Origin of the sequence: Buchnera aphidicola (Aphis helianthi) (genome assembly GCF_005083845.1) — a bacterium.
Lineage (GTDB): Bacteria > Pseudomonadota > Gammaproteobacteria > Enterobacterales > Enterobacteriaceae > Buchnera > Buchnera aphidicola_AW.
In genome coordinates this window covers 396342-415536 of sequence record NZ_CP034894.1, presented here as the reverse complement: position 1 = coordinate 415536, position 19195 = coordinate 396342, and the positions used below count along the sequence as shown (strand labels likewise).

14 protein-coding genes are annotated in these 19195 nt (G+C 25.4%); 10 read left to right on the top strand and 4 right to left on the bottom strand.

Annotated features, from left to right (window positions below; genetic code table 11):
* The first annotated feature begins 114 nt into the window (after positions 1-114).
* From nusA to D9V62_RS01890, 7 genes are all read left to right on the top strand, one after another.
* Complete coding sequence (gene nusA, locus D9V62_RS01920) at positions 115-1602, top strand: transcription termination factor NusA (protein ID WP_158340128.1); 1488 nt, start codon at positions 115-117, stop codon at positions 1600-1602.
* A 17-nt stretch (positions 1603-1619) separates the two neighbouring features.
* Positions 1620-4226 carry a translation initiation factor IF-2 gene (gene infB / locus D9V62_RS01915; RefSeq protein WP_158340127.1) on the top strand — a complete coding sequence of 869 codons (2607 nt, stop codon included), beginning with the start codon at positions 1620-1622 and terminating at the stop codon, positions 4224-4226.
* Between the two features lie 58 nt (positions 4227-4284).
* The gene (gene rbfA, locus D9V62_RS01910) at positions 4285-4656 is read left to right on the top strand and encodes a 30S ribosome-binding factor RbfA (protein ID WP_158340126.1); all 372 of its coding nucleotides are present in this window, start codon (positions 4285-4287) and stop codon (positions 4654-4656) included.
* A 14-nt stretch (positions 4657-4670) separates the two neighbouring features.
* Positions 4671-5591 carry a tRNA pseudouridine(55) synthase TruB gene (truB, locus tag D9V62_RS01905; protein WP_158340125.1) on the top strand — a complete coding sequence of 307 codons (921 nt, stop codon included), beginning with the start codon at positions 4671-4673 and terminating at the stop codon, positions 5589-5591.
* Between the two features lie 97 nt (positions 5592-5688).
* Positions 5689-5958 carry a 30S ribosomal protein S15 gene (gene rpsO / locus D9V62_RS01900; RefSeq protein WP_158340124.1) on the top strand — a complete coding sequence of 90 codons (270 nt, stop codon included), beginning with the start codon at positions 5689-5691 and terminating at the stop codon, positions 5956-5958.
* Between the two features lie 266 nt (positions 5959-6224).
* Positions 6225-8348 (top strand): polyribonucleotide nucleotidyltransferase, encoded by a 2124-nt coding sequence (gene pnp / locus D9V62_RS01895; protein ID WP_158340123.1) that lies wholly within the window; start codon positions 6225-6227, stop codon positions 8346-8348.
* A 368-nt stretch (positions 8349-8716) separates the two neighbouring features.
* Positions 8717-10516, top strand: coding sequence for a DEAD/DEAH family ATP-dependent RNA helicase (locus tag D9V62_RS01890; protein WP_158340122.1), 1800 nt, complete (start codon positions 8717-8719; stop codon positions 10514-10516).
* A gap of 68 nt (positions 10517-10584) precedes the next feature.
* On the opposite strand, the gene D9V62_RS01885 is transcribed toward D9V62_RS01890, so the two are convergent.
* The 4 genes from D9V62_RS01885 to argF all read right to left on the bottom strand — a co-directional run bounded on the left by D9V62_RS01885 (position 10585) and on the right by argF (position 13538).
* Complete coding sequence (locus tag D9V62_RS01885) at positions 10585-10968, bottom strand: Rid family detoxifying hydrolase (RefSeq protein WP_158340121.1); 384 nt, start codon at positions 10966-10968, stop codon at positions 10585-10587.
* A 39-nt stretch (positions 10969-11007) separates the two neighbouring features.
* Positions 11008-11466, bottom strand: a complete 459-nt coding sequence (pyrI, locus tag D9V62_RS01880; RefSeq protein ID WP_158340120.1) for an aspartate carbamoyltransferase regulatory subunit — start codon at positions 11464-11466, stop codon at positions 11008-11010.
* Between the two features lie 10 nt (positions 11467-11476).
* Positions 11477-12409 (bottom strand): aspartate carbamoyltransferase, encoded by a 933-nt coding sequence (gene pyrB, locus D9V62_RS01875; RefSeq protein ID WP_158340119.1) that lies wholly within the window; start codon positions 12407-12409, stop codon positions 11477-11479.
* A 112-nt stretch (positions 12410-12521) separates the two neighbouring features.
* Entirely contained in the window at positions 12522-13538 is a 1017-nt protein-coding gene (gene argF / locus D9V62_RS01870; RefSeq protein WP_158340118.1) for an ornithine carbamoyltransferase, read from the bottom strand.
* A 202-nt stretch (positions 13539-13740) separates the two neighbouring features.
* Here argF and D9V62_RS01865 point away from each other — a divergent pair, with 202 nt between their 5' ends.
* From D9V62_RS01865 to D9V62_RS01855, 3 genes are all read left to right on the top strand, one after another.
* A complete protein-coding gene (locus tag D9V62_RS01865) occupies positions 13741-15234 on the top strand; it encodes a leucyl aminopeptidase (protein WP_158340117.1) in 1494 nt (497 codons plus the stop codon).
* 67 nt (positions 15235-15301) lie between these two features.
* Positions 15302-18175 carry a valine--tRNA ligase gene (locus tag D9V62_RS01860; protein WP_158340116.1) on the top strand — a complete coding sequence of 958 codons (2874 nt, stop codon included), beginning with the start codon at positions 15302-15304 and terminating at the stop codon, positions 18173-18175.
* 59 nt (positions 18176-18234) lie between these two features.
* The gene (locus D9V62_RS01855; RefSeq protein ID WP_158340115.1) at positions 18235-19173 is read left to right on the top strand and encodes a rhodanese-related sulfurtransferase; all 939 of its coding nucleotides are present in this window, start codon (positions 18235-18237) and stop codon (positions 19171-19173) included.
* The last annotated feature ends 22 nt before the right edge of the window (positions 19174-19195 follow it).

Genomic DNA, 19195 nt, shown 5'->3' with positions numbered 1-19195 from the left:
TATTAAAAAATATTATGTTCAATGATATAAATAGGGTAGTTTTACCTAAAACCCCGAATTCTCGGGGTTTTTTATTAGAATATTTTAAAAAAATTTATTCAGAGGTTCACTAAGATGAATAAAGAAATCTTAGCTGTTGTAGAAGCTGTTTCTAATGAAAAATCACTACCACGTGAAAAAATTTTTGAGGCTTTGGAAGTTGCATTAGCAACAGCTACAAAGAAAAAACATGAACAAGAAATTGATGTGCGAGTAAGTATTAATCGTAAAACTGGTAATTTTAGCACTTTTAGAAGATGGATGGTAGTAGATATTGTAAATCATCCAACAAAAGAAATTACTTTAGAAGCAGCATGTTTTGAAGGTGATAAAGTTGAGATTAATGATTATATAGAAGATAAAATTGATTCTGTTAATTTTGATAGAATTACCACGCAAACTGCTAAACAAGTAATTGTGCAGAAAGTACGTGAAGCAGAACGTGCTATGTTAGTTGATCAATTTCGAAAATATATTGGACAAATTATCACTGGTATTATTAAAAAAATAAATCGAGATAATCTTACATTAGATTTAGGAAATAATGCGGAAGCCATTATTTTAAAAGAAGGTATGTTACCTCGGGAAAATTTTCGACCAGGTGATCGTATTCGTGGTATTTTATATGGAGTATATCCTGAAGCTCGTGGTACTCAGTTATTCATGAGTCGTTCAAAGACCGAAATGCTTATAGAGTTATTTCGTATAGAAGTTCCTGAAATTGGCGAAGAAATTATTGAGATTAAAGCAGCTGCTCGTGATCCCGGTTCACGAGCTAAAATTGCAGTAAAAACTAATGATAAACGAATTGATCCAGTAGGTGCATGTGTAGGAATGCGAGGTGCACGAGTACAAGCAGTTTCTAGTGAATTATGTGGAGAACGTATTGACATTATTTTATGGGATGACAATCCAGCTCAATTTGTTATTAACGCAATGGCTCCTGCAGATGTTACTTCTATTATAGTAGATGAAGATCATCATATAATGGATATTGCTGTAGATTCTAATAATTTAGCTCAGGCTATTGGTAGAAATGGACAAAATGTTCGTTTAGCTTCTCAAATTAGTGGTTGGGAATTAAACGTTATGACTACAGAAGATTTACAAATCAAACATAAAGAAGAAGCTTCCGCTGCTTTTAATATTTTTAAAAAATATTTAAATGTTAATGAAAAAATTATAACAATTTTAGTCAAAGAAGGATTTTCTTCTCTTGAAGAATTAGCTTATATACCACTTCATGAATTATCCTCTATTAATCAATTAACTGAAGAAGAAATAAAACTAGTTCAAGAATCTGCAAAAAATGGATTAACTCTTATTGAATTAGATAGAAAAAAGATGGTAAACAATAAAAAAACAGAAAAAAAACTTTTAAATATGAAAGGTATGAATGAAGCATTGGCATTAAAACTAGCTAAAAAAAATATATTTACTTTAGAAGAATTAGCTGATCAAGGAGTAGATGATTTAACTGATATTGAAAATCTAAATTCTGAAAAAGCTGGTTTATTAATCATGACTGCCCGTAATATTTGTTGGTTTGATACCAAAGTTTAACAATAGGAAAAAATAGTATGATTGATATTAGTTTAAAAGTTTTGTCTAATGAAATCAAAATATCAGTAAAAGAATTAATAAAAAATTTTTCTGAAATTGGTATTTCTAAAAATGAAAATGATCTTGTTAATATTTCAGAGAAAAAAGTTTTATTAAAACATTTAAGAAAAAAAGAAAATATTTCTGAAAATACTTTTATTTTACAAAGAAAAACTCGTAGTACTTTAAATGTTTCTTTAGCTGGTGGAAAAAATAAATCTGTTCAAGTAGAAGTTCGAAAAAAAAGAACATATACCAAAAATATGACACAAGAAGTCAATAATTTGTTAAAAGATAAAATATTAGTTAAAAACAAAGAAAATAATTTTTCAAAACCTTTTGAAAAAAAAGTTATAAAAGAAAAAATTTTTAAAGAAAATATTAAAATTGTAGAAAAAAGTAAATCTAATAAAGATCCTTTAAATAAATTAAATCGATTAAAAAATTCTAGTACTCTTAAAAAAAATGAAAAAAATAAAATTTCAAAAAGAAATGTAGATTTAAACAAGTATTCTTTGAATGTAAAGAAAACAATAAAAGAAAATTTAGAACATAAAAAATTTAAAGAAGAAACAAAAGATTATAATTTAACTACATTTTTTCATACTCAAAATATAGAAAATGATGATCATCATAATGATATTGAAAAAAATAAAAGAAATTATAATCGAAATGTAAAAAATAGTCGTCAAAAGAAAAATAATAAACAAAATATTAATATAAAGAATAAAAAAGAAGAAAATCGAATTTTTAAAAATAAAAAAAATGTTAAATTAAAAAACAAATCTGTTTTATTACAACAAGTTTTTAAAAAACCTGCATCTTCTATTAATAGAGATGTAGTTATTAGTAATGTTATTACAGTATCTGATTTAGCTAATAAAATGGCAGTAAAAAGTTCTGAAGTTATTAAAACAATGATGAATATGGGTATAATAGGTACAATTAATCATATTCTTGATCAAGATACTGCTCAAATAATTGCAGAAGAAATGGGTCATAAAGTTATTTTACGTAGAGAAAATGCATTAGAAGAATTAATAATGAAAGATCGTGATTTAGGTAATGATACTTTTATTATAAGATCTCCAGTAGTTACTATTATGGGACATGTAGATCATGGTAAAACTTCATTATTAGATTATATTCGTTCTACAAAAATAGCATCTAATGAAGCAGGTGGTATTACTCAAAATATTGGTGCTTATCATGTTAAAACAGATTTAGGATCAATTACCTTTTTAGATACCCCGGGTCATTCAGCTTTTACTGGTATGCGTTCTCGTGGGGTTAAAATTACTGATATTGTTGTGTTAGTAGTTGCTGCTGATGATGGAGTAAAACCTCAAACAATTGAAGCTATTCAACATGCAAAAGAAGCTAATGTTCCAATTATTGTAGCTATTAATAAAATAGATAAAATAGATTCTGATACAAATCAAATTAAGAACGATTTAACCAAACATAATATTATTTCAGAAGAATGGGGTGGTGAAAACATATTTGTTTCTATATCAGCAAAAACTGGAAAAGGTATAGATGAATTATTAAATGCAATTTTATTACAATCAGAAATGTTAGAACTTAAAGAAATTTCTACAGGTATGGCTGAAGGTGTTGTAATAGAATCTTCTCTTGATAAAGGGAGAGGGCCAGTAGCAACTGTATTAGTTCAAAAAGGAAATTTAAAAAAAGGAGATATAATACTATGTGGTTTAGAATATGGTCGTATTAAATCATTACGTAACGAAACTGGTAAGTTGTTACAATATGCCGGACCTTCTATCCCTGTTGAAATTTTAGGATTGTCTAAAGTTCCATTTGCTGGTGATCAAGTAACTGTAGTTCGAGATGAAAAAAAAGCCAAGGAAGTTGCATGTTATCGAAAAAATAAATCTCGTGAACTAAAACTAGCAAATCAAAATAGATCAAGTCTAGAAAATATGTTTAATAATATTAAAAAATCTAACTTTGCAGAATTAAAAGTTATTGTTAAATCAGATGTTCAAGGTTCTTTAGAAGCTATCTCTGGAGCTTTATTAAAATTATCTACTGATGAAGTCAAAATTAATATAATTGGTTTAGGTATAGGTGGAATTACAGAAACAGATGCTTCATTAGCATTAGCGTCTAATGCTATTATTTTAGGTTTTAATGTACGAGCAGATGTTTCTGCTAAAAAAATAATTGATACAGAACGTTTAGATCTTCGTTATTATTCTGTTATTTACGATTTAATCGATGAAGTAAAAGCGGCTATGACAGGACTTTTATCTCCTGAATATAAACAAAATATTATTGGGTTAGCAGAAGTTAGAAATACATTTAAATCACCTAAATTTGGATTAATTGCAGGATGTATGGTAATTAGTGGTGTCATTAAAAAAAATAATTCAATTCGTGTGCTAAGAGATAATGTAGTAATCTATGAAGGTGAATTAGAATCTTTACGTCGTTTTAAAGAAGATGTAAATGAAATACGTAATGGAATGGAATGTGGAATTGGAATAAAAAATTATAATGATATAAAAATTGGAGATAATATAGAAGTTTTTGAAGTAAACGAGATACAAAGAATATTATAAAAAATTTTACAGATAAATTAATATTTTTAAATATATATAAAATATTGGTAATAAAAATATGGAAAAATCATTTAGTCGATCTTCTAGAATAGCTCAGGAGTTACAAAAGCATATTGCAATCATTATACAATATTTTCTTAAAGATCCACGTTTTAAAACAATTATAACAGTTTCCGAAGTTGTTGTATCTAAAGATTTATCTTATGCTCAGGTTTTTGTTAGTTTTTTAGAAAAAAATCATAACTTAAGTATAAAAAAATTATTAAATTTATTAAACAAAGCATCTGGTTATATACGTAAACTATTATGTAAAAAACTAAAATTGAGAATTATACCAAATATTGTTTTTTATTATGATGATTCTTTTTCAAAAGGTAATAAAATTTCTTTATTGTTGAATAAACTGATAAAAAAAAATAATGTTATTTAATATAGGTTAGTTGGATGCTTTTTTATAAAAAACGTGATATTAATGGATTTTTGTTAATAGATAAACCCACAGGAATATCTTCTAATCATACTTTACAACAAGTAAAAGGTATTTTTAATGCTAAAAAAGCCGGATATATTGGTACTTTAGATCCTTTAGCTACAGGAATGTTACCAATTTGTTTCGGAGAAAGCACAAAGTTTTCTCATTATTTAAATAATTCTGATAAAAAGTATAATGTAATCGCTAAATTAGGTGAAAAAACATCTACGTGTGATTCTTCTGGAATTATTTTAAAGAAAAGAACAATTTCATTTACATTTATTGAGTTAAATAATGCTTTAAAAGAATTAACTGGTGCAATTAGTCAAATACCTTCAATGTATTCAGCAATTAAGTATAATGGTATCCCTTTATATAAATATGCAAGAAAGGGATTAGATATTTCACGTAATGTAAGACATATTAAAATATATAAATTAAATCTTATTGAGCAAAAAAATAATTTAATCGAATTAAATGTACATTGTTCAAAAGGAACATATATTAGAACGCTTATTGATGATTTAGGAGAAAAATTACGTTGTGGTGCGCATGTTATTTCATTACGTCGTACACAAGTAGGATTGCTTTCTTGTGCTAAATTAATCACAATACCTTATTTAAAGGAATTATTAAGTAATACAGGTACAAAAAAAATAGATAGTTTATTAATGCCTATTGACACTCCTGTTGATTTTTTATCAAAGGTATATCTTTCTAAACAACAATCTCTTAATTTTAAATTAGGACAAAAGATCAATTTTAAATCTAATATTAAAAATAGTTTAGTACGTGTTTTCGATAAAGAAAAAAAATTATTTCTTGGATTAGGAAAAATTAATACTGAATTAATCTTAATTCCATATCGGTTAATTTCTATATGTACTAATTAAGTTATTTTCTATTAAATTTAAGAGTAGCATGATATTATTTTTAAATAATTTTACTAAAATATTAGTTAAATATAATTAAAAATATATGAGGTATTATATGTCTCTTAGTATCATAAATACAAAAGAAAAAATTTTAAAATATGGAAAAAATGATAAAGATAGTGGAAATACTGAAGTTCAAGTTGCATTGTTAACACATCAAATAAATCATCTACAATTACATTTTTCTCAGCATAAAAAAGATCATTCAAGTCGTCGAGGCTTGTTAAATATGGTTTCTAAACGTCGCAAATTATTAAATTATTTAAAGAAAAAAAATGTGTCTCGTTACAGTATATTAATTGAAAATTTAAATTTAAGACGATAAATATTTTTTATATTATAAAATTATAGAAATATTTTAATTTTTTAGATGTAAAATTTTTTTGTAAAGGGCTTTATTAGCCCTTTTTTTACAATTTTATTAAAATATTTTATTAATAAATCAATGCTATCGATTTATTATCATTAAAAATAAATATTTAATTTATAATTTATAGATGATTTTTATATAAATATATTGATATTTTTATTTTTTAAATCAATTAGTTCACAATTAACAAAAAAAATCAATTTTATATTAAGGATATTATTTTGCTGAATCCCATTGTACGAAAATTTCAATATGGTCAACATACAATTACATTAGAAACAGGTATAATGGCCCGACAAGCAACGGCAGCTGTAATGGCAAGTATGGATGATACTGCTGTTTTTGTCACTGTTGTTGGGGATAAAACTATTCATCCTGGTCAAAAATTTTTTCCTCTTACAGTAAATTATCAAGAAAGAACATACGCTGTTGGTCGAATACCTGGAGGTTTTTTTAGAAGAGAAGGCCGTCCAAGTGAAAGTGAAATATTAACTGCTCGATTAATTGATAGACCAATTCGACCTTTGTTTCCTAAAGGATTTTTTAATGAAATTCAAATAATTGCTACAGTAGTATCAGTTAATCCTCAAATAAATCCTGATATAATTTCTATTATTGGAGCTTCCGCGGCATTAAGTTTATCTGGTATTCCATTTTACGGACCAGTAGGAGCTGCAAGAGTTGGTTTAATTAATAATCAATATATTTTAAATCCTACCACTGAAGATATGAAATCTAGTTCGTTAGATTTAGTTATATCAGGTACTCAGAATGCTGTTTTAATGGTAGAAGCAGAATCAAAAATATTAAGTGAAGAAAAAGTTCTTGGAGCAATTATTTTTGGTCATCAGCAACAACAAGTAGTTATTAATAATATTCGTTCTTTATCAAATGAAGCAAGTAAATTACCTTGGGTTATATCTTATCCTGAAATAAATTCTACTCTGGAATCTAAACTTATCAAATTAGTTGAGAAAGATATAAGTAATGCTTATTTAATTTTTAATAAACAAGAGAGACATGAAAAACTAATTTTTTTTAAAGATTATATTATTAAATTATTGCTAAATGAAAATTCAAATATTGATATTAATGAAATTGATGAAATTTTTCAAAAGATTGAAAAAAATGTTGTACGAAAACGTATATTAAATAACGAACATCGTATTGATGGTAGAGAAAAAGATATGATTCGTGCATTAGATATTAGAACGGGTGTTTTACCTCGCACACACGGTTCCGCTCTATTTACTCGAGGTGAAACACAATCTTTAGTTTCTGTTACTTTAGGAACTTCTCGCGATGCTCAAAATTTAGATGAATTATTAGGTGACAAAACAGATAATTTTTTATTTCATTATAATTTTCCGCCTTATTCTGTTGGAGAGATTGGTATAGTCGGATCACCTAAAAGAAGGGAAATTGGGCATGGTCGTCTTGCTAAAAGAAGTCTTTTAGCAGTAATGCCTAAAATTGATGAATTTCCATATACAATTAGAATTGTTTCTGAAATAACGGAATCAAATGGTTCTTCTTCTATGGCTTCTGTATGTGGTGCATCATTAGCTTTAATGGATGCTGGTGTGCCAATAAAATCTGCTGTAGCTGGAATATCTATGGGTTTAGTAAAAGAAGGTGATCGTTATGTATTACTTTCAGATATTTTAGGTGATGAAGATCATTTAGGAGATATGGATTTTAAAGTTTCTGGAACTCAAGAAGGTATTACAGCTTTACAAATGGATATAAAAATAGAGGGCATAACTAATGAAATTATGCGTATTGCTTTAAATAAAGCTAAAGCCGCTAGGTTGCATATTTTAAATGTTATGCAAAAAGCATTAAGTAAACCTAGAAATGAAATTTCTGAATTTGCGCCTAGAATTCATACAATTAAAATTAATCCTGAAAAAATTAAAGATGTAATAGGAAAAGGAGGATCTGTTATTCGAATGTTAACTGAAGAAACAGGAACTATAATTGAAATTGAAGATGATGGAACAGTAAAAATATCTGCTGCAATTGGAGAAAAAGCAAAAAATGCTATTCGTAGAATTGAAGAAATTACAGCAGAAATTGAAGTTGGACGTGTTTATTCTGGAAAAGTAACTCGAATTGTAGATTTTGGTGCTTTTATTACAATAGGATTTGGAAAAGAAGGATTAGTACATATTTCTCAAATTTCTGATAAAAGAGTAGAAAAAGTTTCTGATCATTTAAAACTAGATCAAATTATACCTGTAAAAGTATTAGAAATAGATCGACAAGGACGTTTAAGATTAAGTATTAAAGAAGTAAAAGATTCTATTGTATCTAATAAATCTATAAATAATATTTTTATCTGATATAATTGTTTAAAAATAAATTATTTTATTTAAATATTTTAAATAAAAATTTTTATTTTAATAAAACATAAACTTATATTTTTTGAAAAGTATAATATATAAAATATAATATAAGTAATAATGTTATTATTCATTTTAGTTGATTTTTCTTATCTAATAATATAGATACTATATTGTAAAATTTTTAATTAGTTGCTGATGTTACATTTAGTAAATTATTAGCAATCAATATTATTTATTTTGTATTTTTTTTATTAGATCATTTAATTGGAGCCGGTTCACACTTTTCAATGAGAATAAATAATATATATATTTTCATAATGAGCTATGTAGACTGGCCACTGTAACTTAAAAGGCATATCTATTGCATGACTCATATTGAAAAAACATTTTCTGTTCTTGGTTTAAATCCTTTTATTATTCAATCTTTAGATGAAATGGGATATGTTAAGCCATCTCCTATTCAAGCGGCTTGTATTCCACTACTTTTACAAGGAAAAGATGTATTAGGTATGGCACAAACAGGAAGTGGAAAAACAGCTGCTTTTTCATTACCATTATTGCATAATTTAAAAACTAATTTGAAAGCGCCTCAAATTTTAGTATTAGCTCCTACAAGAGAATTAGCTGTACAAGTAGCTGAAGCTTTTTCGGTTTTTTCTAAATATATAGTCGGAGTACATGTATTACCTTTATATGGAGGGCAACGTTACGAATTACAATTGCGTGCATTAAAACAAGGACCTCAAATTGTTGTAGGAACTCCAGGACGTTTATTAGATCATTTAAAAAGAGGAACACTTAATCTTTCAAATTTACATGCTTTAGTTTTAGATGAAGCAGATGAAATGTTGAGAATGGGGTTCATAGAAGATGTAGAAACAATTATGTCGAAAATACCTAAGGAACATCAAACTGCTTTATTTTCAGCAACTATGCCTGAAGTAATACGACGTATTTCTAAACGATTTATGAAAGATCCTAAAGAAATAAAAATTAAATCTAATATCACTACACGTCCAGATATAAAGCAAAGTTACTGGATGGTATATGGTAGAAAAACAGATGCTTTGATTCGTTTTTTAGAAGTAGAAGAATTTTCTGCCACAATTATTTTTGTAAAAACAAAAAATGCCACTTTAGAAGTATCTGAAGCATTAGAAAAACATGGATATAACAGCGCAGCATTAAATGGAGATATGAATCAAGCATTACGTGAACAAACGTTAGAACGTTTAAAAAATGGTAGATTAGATATTTTAATTGCCACAGATGTAGCTGCTCGTGGTTTAGATGTTGATCGAATTAGTTTTGTTATTAATTATGATATTCCAATGGATTCTGAGTCTTACGTGCATCGTATTGGAAGAACAGGAAGAGCAGGAAGAGCAGGAAGAGCTTTATTATTCGTTGAAAATCGTGAACGTCGATTATTACGTAATATTGAACGTACAATTAATCAATCTATTCCAGAAGTACAATTGCCGAAAATTGAATTATTATGTGAAAAACGTCTAAAACAATTTGCAAAAAAAGTACAACAGCAATTAGAGAGTAGAGATTTAGATGAATATGTAGCTTTATTAGATAAATTATATTCTTCTGATGATTTAGATATTAAAACTCTTGCAGCAGCTTTATTAAAAATGGCTCAAGGAGGTCGTCCTTTAATTATTAAAAAAGATTTATTAAAACGTCCTCTGAAAGAAATGTTTTATAAAGATGATCGTAGACGTGATGAAAATCGAAATAATCGAAATAATAGAAATCGAAAAGATATAAAAGATATAGATTTATATCGTATTGAAATTGGTCGTAATGACGGAGTTGAAGTGCGTCATATAGTTGGTGCTATTGCTAATGAAGGAAATATAAACAGTCGAAATATTGGTAATATAAAATTATTTTCTTCGTATTCTATTATTGAATTACCTAAAGGTTTATCTAAAGAATTATTGCAGCATCTTATGAAAACTAGGATTTTAAATAAATCAATAAATATAAAATTATTACGAGATCTGAGATTCAATCAAAATAGATCATATAATCGATCTGTTTTTAATAAAGATATAAATACTAATCGTCGTTTTTCTGAAAATCGTTTAAACAAATCTCATTCTAATAAAAATGAAATAAAACCATCTTTTTCTCGTCGGAAAAATATTTAATTTTTTATGCCGCTTCGCGGCATATTGAACATTGATAAGTAATTAGAATAAATTTAATTTTAATTATTTTATTTTCTATAAGCAATAGCTTCCATTTCAATTTGAACATTTTTTGGTAAAGCGACTACTTCTACACAAGATCTTGCTGGTAAAGATGATTTATTTTTTAAAAAAAAATTTTTATATATCTTATTGATTATTTCAATTTTTTTTAAATCAATAGTAAATATTGTGATTTTAGTAATATCATTTACTGTATATTTTGATTCTTTAAGAATATATTTTATATTTCTTAATACTATATATGTTTGATCATCGATACCTTCTGGTATATTTCCAGATTTTATATCAATGGGTATTTGACCTGATGTAATTAAAAAATTATCGAATTGTATAGCTTGTGAATATGGTCCAATAGGTTGAGGAGCATTGTTTGTATTGATAATATTCATATGACACCATTATGTTGATAAAAACTTTTGCTTAATATTTTATGATAAAACTATATTTTTAGAAAATTCTTTTTCACAATATTGACATTTTAAATTCATGTTATTATCTAGTTTTTTTATAAAAAGAAAACTAGAAGTTATGCAATTATTATGACTAATACAATTACTATTTGGGCAGATTAAAATACGATCGATTTTTTTAGGTAATGTTGGAAATATTTTCCCTACTAAATTATATTGATCAATATAATTTACTGTAGCACAAGGTGAATAAATAGCTAATTGATTAATTTGATCTGCACTTAAAAAAGTATTTTCAATTTTGATGATATCTTTTTTACCTAGTTTTTGAGAAGGTAAGTTTAAACCAATAGTAATTCGTTTTTCTGTTTCTGTGAATCTAAATAAAGATAATAGTTTAAAACCAATTTGAGAAGGAATATGATCTATTACACTACCACATTTTATAGCTTCCACTTGAAGTTTGTTTATTTGCATATGTTTCTTATTAAAAATGATTTTCTATTAATACTAATGATAATATTGCTTGACGTGCATAAATACCATTTGCTGCCTGTTTAAAGTACCAAGCATAAGGTGTATAGTCAACATCATGATCAATTTCATCTATTCGAGGAAGAGGATGTAATATTTTTAAATTACTCCGGGCATTTTTTAACATTTTACTATGTAAAATAAACTTTGATTTAGCATTTGCATATTCAGTAGAATCCAATCTTTCTTTTTGAACACGTGTCATGTAAAGAATATCGATTTCAGAAATAATTTCTTCTATGTTTTGACATCTTATCCAGCTAATACCATTTTCTAAAAGTGTATCGTTAATATAATTTGGCATTTTTAAGGCATCAGGCGAAATAAAAAAAAACTTATTTTTTTTATATTTAGCTAATGCTTGTGTTAAAGAATGAACAGTTCTTCCGTATTTTAAATCACCTACCATTGCAATATTTAAATCATTAAGTCGATTTTGCGTTTCTTGAATAGTAAACAAATCTAATAATGTTTGAGTGGGATGTTGATTAGATCCATCTCCAGCGTTAAATACAGGTATATTATTAGAAAATTCTGCAGCTAAACGAGCAGATCCCTCTTGAGGATGTCTAATAATAATAGCATCTACATATGAACTGATTACTGAAATAGTATCTGCTAAAGTTTCTCCCTTTTTGCCTAAAGAAATATTATTTCCATCAGAAAAACCTATTATGGAAGCACCTAATCGATAAACTGCAGTTTCAAAAGATAAACGTGTTCGAGTAGATGCTTCAAAAAAACAACTGGCAATAATTTTATTTTTTAGTAGATTAGGTGCCGGTTGTTTCTTTAAAATAGCAGATTTTTTTAAAACTAATTCTAATTCATTACGCTGAAGATCATTTATTGAAATTATATTTTTTTTATATAGAGAGTTTCTCAACTTCTAAATTCCTTGAATATAGATAAAACAAAAGTAGTTAGCGTTATTTTTTATAAACAAGATGAGAAACAATATTAACAAATAATTTTTTATAAATTAAATATTTTTAATTTTATAAATTAATTGTTTTAATAAGACTAGATATAAGAATAGCTTTTATAGTATGTAATCTGTTTTCTGCTTGCTCAAAAATAATTCCTTGATTTTTTTGAAAAATATTATCTGTAATTTCTATTCCATCTTGTAAATTATATTCTTTTAATATTGATTTAACTATAATATTTTTTTGGTCGTGTAATGCAGGAAGACAATGCAATACTTTTACAGAAGGATTGTTGGTCATATCTATCATATTTTGATTAACTTGATAATTTTTTAAGAGTTTTATTTTTTCTTTCCATGTTTTTTCAGGTTCTCCCATAGAAACCCAAACATCGGTATAAATAAAATCTACATTTTTTATACCTTCTTCAATATTTTCAGTACATATAATTTGTTTTTTATTTTTTTTTGATTTTTCTTGGCATAAACTTAAAATATTTTTTTCAGGCCAATATTTTTTAGGAGATATTAAACGTAAATCTATTCCTAAAATAGATGCAGCTTCTAATAAAGTATTTGCAATATTATTATGAGAGTCACCAACATATGCACATTTTATTTCAAAGAATTGTTTTTTTGGAAACACTTCTTTCATTGTTAACAAATCTGCAATTATTTGTGTAGGATGAAATTTTTCAGTTAATCCATTCCATACAGGAACATTAGAATATTTTGCTAAAGTTTCTATTACTTCGTGATTATGCCCTCTATATTCAATTCCATCATATAAACGACTAAGTACTTTTGCTGTATCTTCAATTGATTCTTTTGTACCAAGATGAGTACTACCTGGCCCAAGATAAGTAACATGAGCACCTTGGTCAAATGCAGCAATTTCAAATGAGCATCTTGTACGAGTCGACTCTTTTTCAAAAATTAAAGCAATATTTTTTTTTTTCAGTAATTGAATTTCTTGATTATTTTTTTTTATTTTTTTTAGTTTTTCAGATAATATGATAATATTTTCTAATTCTATATCAGAAAAATCTAATAATCTTAAAAAATGACGTTGATAAAGATAATTCATAACTTAAATTCTCTTAAAATTAGATTTATATATAGGATATATATAAAATTAAAATAAATAAAAATATTAATATAATTACAATTTAAGATATTAATAATATTATAGTATATAATGCCTTTTTATATTATAAATTTTTTTTATTTTGTTTTTATTAAATTGAATTATTATAAACTTTAAAAAATTAAAATTATAGAGATATACTATGAAATTTTTTATACAAAGTTTTCTTTTACATAAAGAACAGACAGATTGTATAATTGTAGGTGTTTTTAAATCATGTAAATTAACAATTTCTGCTAATAATTTAGACAAGCATAGTAATGGTTATATTAGCGAATTAGTAAATAAAGGAGATATTGATGGAGAAATAGGAAGAACATTATTATTATATAATGTTCCAAATATTACATCTAAAAGAATACTATTAGTAGGATGTGGAAAAAAAAATGATTTTACTTTCCTTGCTATTACTAAAATTATGAAGAATAGTATGAAAATACTCAATAAGATTTCTATTAAACATATTATTTTTTCTTTAACTGAATTAGATACTTATAATAATATATATTGGTTTATTCGGCAAACGATCAGTGCTATTAAAAAACAAGTTTTTAAAATAAATATATTTTTAAAAAAAGATATTTATTTAAATTCAATTTCATTCAACATAATAGACAAAAAACTTTTCTTATTAGCAGAAATTGCTTTAAAGCATTCTTTAGCAATTGATTTAGGAGTCACTTCTGCAAAAAAATTAAGCAATTTGCCTCCGAATATTTGTAATCCATTATATTTATCTTTACAAGCAACAAAATTATCTAAAAAATATAAAGACAATATTAGTGTTACATCTATTGATATAAATCAAATGAAAAATTTAGGTATGAATGCCTATTTAGCAGTAGGAAATGGATCTAAAAATAAACCATATATGTCTATTATAAAATATACTGGCAAAAATACTATTAACACAAAAGTTATTGTATTAATAGGAAAAGGATTAACATTTGATTCTGGAGGCATTTCTATAAAACCGTCTAAAAATATGCATGAAATGAAATATGACATGTGTGGAGCAGCATCTGTTTATGGAACTTTAGTTGCGGCTGCTGAATTAAATTTACCTTTGAATATTATTGGAGTTTTAGCGGGATGTGAAAACATGCCTGGAGGTAATTCCTTTAGACCAGGAGATGTTTTAAATACTATGTCTGGAAAAACAGTAGAAGTTTTAAATACAGATGCTGAAGGACGTTTAGTTTTATGTGATGTTTTAAGTTATGTAGAACGTTTTTCACCTAATATAGTTATTGATATTGCAACTTTAACTGGAGCATGTGTTACAGCATTAGGTCATTATGTTACTGGTTTATTTTCAAATAATGAAGATTTAGTTAAGAATTTAGAAAAAGCTTCTCAGCAAACAAATGATAAAATTTGGCGATTACCATTGTTTAAAGAATATGAACAAGATATATATTCAAACGTTGCTGATTTTTCAAATGTGGGAAAAAACGGAGCTGGAGCAATCACAGCTGCTTGTTTTTTATCACAATTTACAAAAAAATATAATTGGGCGCATTTAGATATAGCTGGCACTGCATGGGAATCTGGTAGAAATAAGGGTTCCACAGGACGTCCTGTCGAACTTCTATGTCAATTTTTATTAAATATATCAAATTGTACTAAATATTAAATAATATTAAAGCATTTTATATCTAATATGTAATATCACCTTCTTAAATAAAAAAATGATTAAAAAAATGGAAAAAACTTATAACCCTAAAGATATTGAAGAGCCGTTATATAATTTTTGGGAAAAAAATGGATATTTTAAACCTAATAATGATTTGACTCAACCATCATTTTGTATTATGATGCCACCTCCTAATATTACTGGAAATTTACATATGGGACATGCGTTCCAACAAACGATTATGGATATATTAATTCGTTATCATAGAATGCAAGGAGATAATACATTTTGGCAAGTTGGAACAGATCATGCTGGTATAGCAACACAAATTTTAGTTGAACGACAAATATATCTTACAGAAAATAAAACTAAAAAAGATTACAATAGAAATGATTTTATTAAAAAAATATGGTTATGGAAAAATAAATATAGTTTAATTGTTACAAACCAAATGAGACGTTTAGGTAATTCTGTTGATTGGGATCATGAAAAATTTACTTTAGATCCTGATATTTGTGATTCTGTTAAAGAAGCTTTTATTATTTTTTATAAAAATAAATTAATATATCAAAAAAAAAGATTAGTGCATTGGGATTCAAAATTAGAAACAGTAATTTCAGATTTAGAAGTAGAACATCGTTTAATAAAAAGTAAAAAATGGTTTATTCGATATCCGATTATATGCAATAAAAAAAAAAATAACAATTCTATAAAATATTTAATAGTTTCTACAACTAGACCTGAAACTTTATTAGGTGATACAGCCTTAGTTGTTAACCCCCAAGATAGTAATTATAATCAACTTATTGGTCAATTTGTTATATGCCCTTTAGTTAATAGAATTATACCTATTGTCGGCGATGCATATGCAGAGATATCTAAAGGAACAGGTTGTGTAAAAATTACTCCTGCACATGATTTTAATGATTATAAAGTTGGTTTGCGTCATAAGCTTCCTATGATCAATATTTTCACTTTTAATGGAAAAATTAAAAGTAATTTTGATATTTATAATTATAAAGGTGAAATATCTGATATATATAATTCACTAGTTCCAATAAAATTTCAAAACTTAGATATTACGTCTGCAAGAAAGAAAATTGTTGAAGAAATAAAAAAAATAGGACTTTTAGAAAAAGTTGAAGATTGCGATATTCTTACACCGCATAGTGATAGAAGTGGCGCGATTATTCAACCTATGTTAACTAATCAATGGTATTTAAAAACATCAAAACTAGCTAATTTAGCTATTTCTGTAGTTAAAGATAAAAAAATTAATTTTATTCCCTCACAATATGAAAGTATGTATTTATCTTGGATGAATAATATTGAAGATTGGTGTATTTCACGTCAATTATGGTGGGGGCACCGTATTCCAGTATGGTATGATTGTAAAAAAAATATATATGTTGGACATAGCGAAAATGAAATAAGGAAAAAATATAATATATTAAATAATACAATTTTAATTCAAGAAGAAGATGTTTTAGATACTTGGTTTTCTTCGGGGTTATGGACTTTTTCTACATTAGGATGGCCTAAAAAAACAGAATTTTTAAAAACATTTCATTCTACTAATGTATTAGTCAGTGGTTTTGATATTATTTTTTTCTGGATAGCCAGGATGATTATGTTAACTACATATCTTATTAAAGATAATCTTGGAATATCTCAAGTACCTTTTAAAAACGTTTACATTACAGGTTTAATACGTGATGAAGAAGGTCAAAAAATGTCTAAGTCAAAAGGAAATGTCATTGATCCCTTAGATATGATAGATGGAATTTCATTAGAGAATTTAATTAAAAAAAGAACAAATAATTTATTACAACCACAATTGTCAGATCAAATTAAAAAACGTACTATAAATCAATTTCCTAATGGAATCAACCCTACAGGTACAGATGCCCTACGTTTTACATTTTGTGCTTTAGCTTCTAATACACGTGATATAAAATGGGATATGAGTAGATTAAAAGGATATAGAAATTTTTGTAATAAACTTTGGAATGCTAGTAGATTTGTTTTTATGAATATAAAAGATCATCATTTTGTTAAATTTAAAATGAATGATAATATGTCATTTATAAATAAATGGATTTTAATAGAATTAAATAATACAATAAAATTATATAGAAATTCATTAGATAGCTATCGATTTGATATTTCAGCAAATATTGTATATGATTTTACTTGGAATACTTTTTGTGATTGGTATTTAGAATTTGTTAAAATAATTATAAAATTTAATTCATCTCAAGATGTATGTTTTACTAAAAATATTTTAGTTTATGTTTTAGAACAACTTTTGAAATTATTACATCCGATTATTCCTTTTATTACTGAAACTATTTGGCAACGTATAAAAAAAATAAAGCAAATTAAAGAAAAAACAATTATGCTTCAGCCTTTTCCAACATATAACAATTTATTATTTGATGAAAAAACTTTATTTTATATGAATTTAATAAAACAAATAATAATTTTTCTAAGAAATATTAGAGTTGAAATGAATATTAGTTCTAAAAAATTATTATCATTGTTTTTAAAAAATGTTTCTCATGAACAAAAAAAAATTATTCAAGAAAATTTGTTATTATTAAAAAATATAGCGTATTTAGATAAAATTGAAATTGTTTCTCAAGAATATAAAGAACCTTTTCTATCTATAAAAAAAATAATTGATGGAATAGAAATTTTAATTCCTATAGTTAAAATAATAGATAAAAAAAATGAATTAAAAAGATTAAATAAAGAAATAAAAGATATAAAATTAAAGATTTCATTTATAAAAGAAAAAATTTTAAATGAAAATTTTTTACGTTACGCTCCTCAACATATTATTAAAACAGAAAAAGAAAAACTAAAAAATTTAGATCAAATATATTTAAAATTATCTGATCAAATAAAAATTTTTAATAATCTATCTTGTAAAAATTGATGATAATTATCATTATTAATTAAACACGATATTAGTTTTTAAAATATTACAGGTTTATTATGTCTATTTTACATAATTATATTTCTAAAAAAGAATTAAAAAGAAACATGTTTCTCAAAAATGAATCTCGGTTGATTCTTTCATTTTATAAGTATTTTTGTATTACAGAGCTTAAAAAATTTAGGGATGAAATTTATAAGAAATTTTTTCAGTATAATATATTAGGAAGAGTATATATATCTAATGAAGGAATCAATGCTCAAATTAGTATTCCTATTCATAATTATACAATATTTAAAAAATTTTTATATCAATTTCACCCAGTTCTAAACAATTTACGTATTAATAAAACATTTAATATTAATAATGCAAATGCGTTTTGGTTACTTTCTGTAAAAATTAAAAAATACATTGTAAATGATGGTATTAAAAATCCTTTATTTAAATTTGAAAATGTTGGTTTATATATTAAAGCAGAAAAAGTCAATTTAATGTTAAATGATAAAAAAACAATCTTTATTGATATGAGAAATTCTTATGAATATGCAATAGGTCATTTCCCTAATGCTATAGAAATTAAAAGTAAAACTTTTCGAGAACAATTAAAAAATGTAATAAAAGTTATGAATTACGCTAAAGATAAAAACATTGTAATGTATTGTACAGGTGGTATACGTTGTGAAAAAGCAACATCTTGGATGATTTTTAACGGTTTTAAACATATTTATCATATAGAAGGCGGAATAATTGGATATATAAATGAAGCTAAAAAAAAGAGATTACCTATTCATTTTCAAGGTAGTAATTTTGTATTTGACAATCGTATGAGCGAAAAAATATCAGAAGATATCATATCTGTTTGTAAACAATGTAATCAACCTTCAGATAATTATGTAAATTGTATTTTTAATTTATGTCATTTATTATTTATTCAATGTCATAATTGTGCAGTTAGTTTTAAAAATTGTTGTTCTTCTGAATGTATGAAACATATATAATATTTTATTAAAATAATTATAT

What these genes read in the sequence shown, in the direction of transcription:
- nusA (WP_158340128.1), top strand. Translation starts at nt 115, where the DNA reads ATGAATAAAGAAATCTTAGCTGTTGTAGAAGCTGTTTCTAATGAAAAA.
- infB (WP_158340127.1), top strand. Translation starts at nt 1,620, where the DNA reads ATGATTGATATTAGTTTAAAAGTTTTGTCTAATGAAATCAAAATATCA.
- rbfA (WP_158340126.1), top strand. Translation starts at nt 4,285, where the DNA reads ATGGAAAAATCATTTAGTCGATCTTCTAGAATAGCTCAGGAGTTACAA.
- truB (WP_158340125.1), top strand. Translation starts at nt 4,671, where the DNA reads ATGCTTTTTTATAAAAAACGTGATATTAATGGATTTTTGTTAATAGAT.
- rpsO (WP_158340124.1), top strand. Translation starts at nt 5,689, where the DNA reads ATGTCTCTTAGTATCATAAATACAAAAGAAAAAATTTTAAAATATGGA.
- D9V62_RS01890 (WP_158340122.1), top strand. Translation starts at nt 8,717, where the DNA reads ATGACTCATATTGAAAAAACATTTTCTGTTCTTGGTTTAAATCCTTTT.
- D9V62_RS01885 (WP_158340121.1), bottom strand. Translation starts at nt 10,968, where the DNA reads ATGAATATTATCAATACAAACAATGCTCCTCAACCTATTGGACCATAT.
- pyrI (WP_158340120.1), bottom strand. Translation starts at nt 11,466, where the DNA reads ATGCAAATAAACAAACTTCAAGTGGAAGCTATAAAATGTGGTAGTGTA.
- argF (WP_158340118.1), bottom strand. Translation starts at nt 13,538, where the DNA reads ATGAATTATCTTTATCAACGTCATTTTTTAAGATTATTAGATTTTTCT.
- D9V62_RS01865 (WP_158340117.1), top strand. Translation starts at nt 13,741, where the DNA reads ATGAAATTTTTTATACAAAGTTTTCTTTTACATAAAGAACAGACAGAT.
- D9V62_RS01860 (WP_158340116.1), top strand. Translation starts at nt 15,302, where the DNA reads ATGGAAAAAACTTATAACCCTAAAGATATTGAAGAGCCGTTATATAAT.
- D9V62_RS01855 (WP_158340115.1), top strand. Translation starts at nt 18,235, where the DNA reads ATGTCTATTTTACATAATTATATTTCTAAAAAAGAATTAAAAAGAAAC.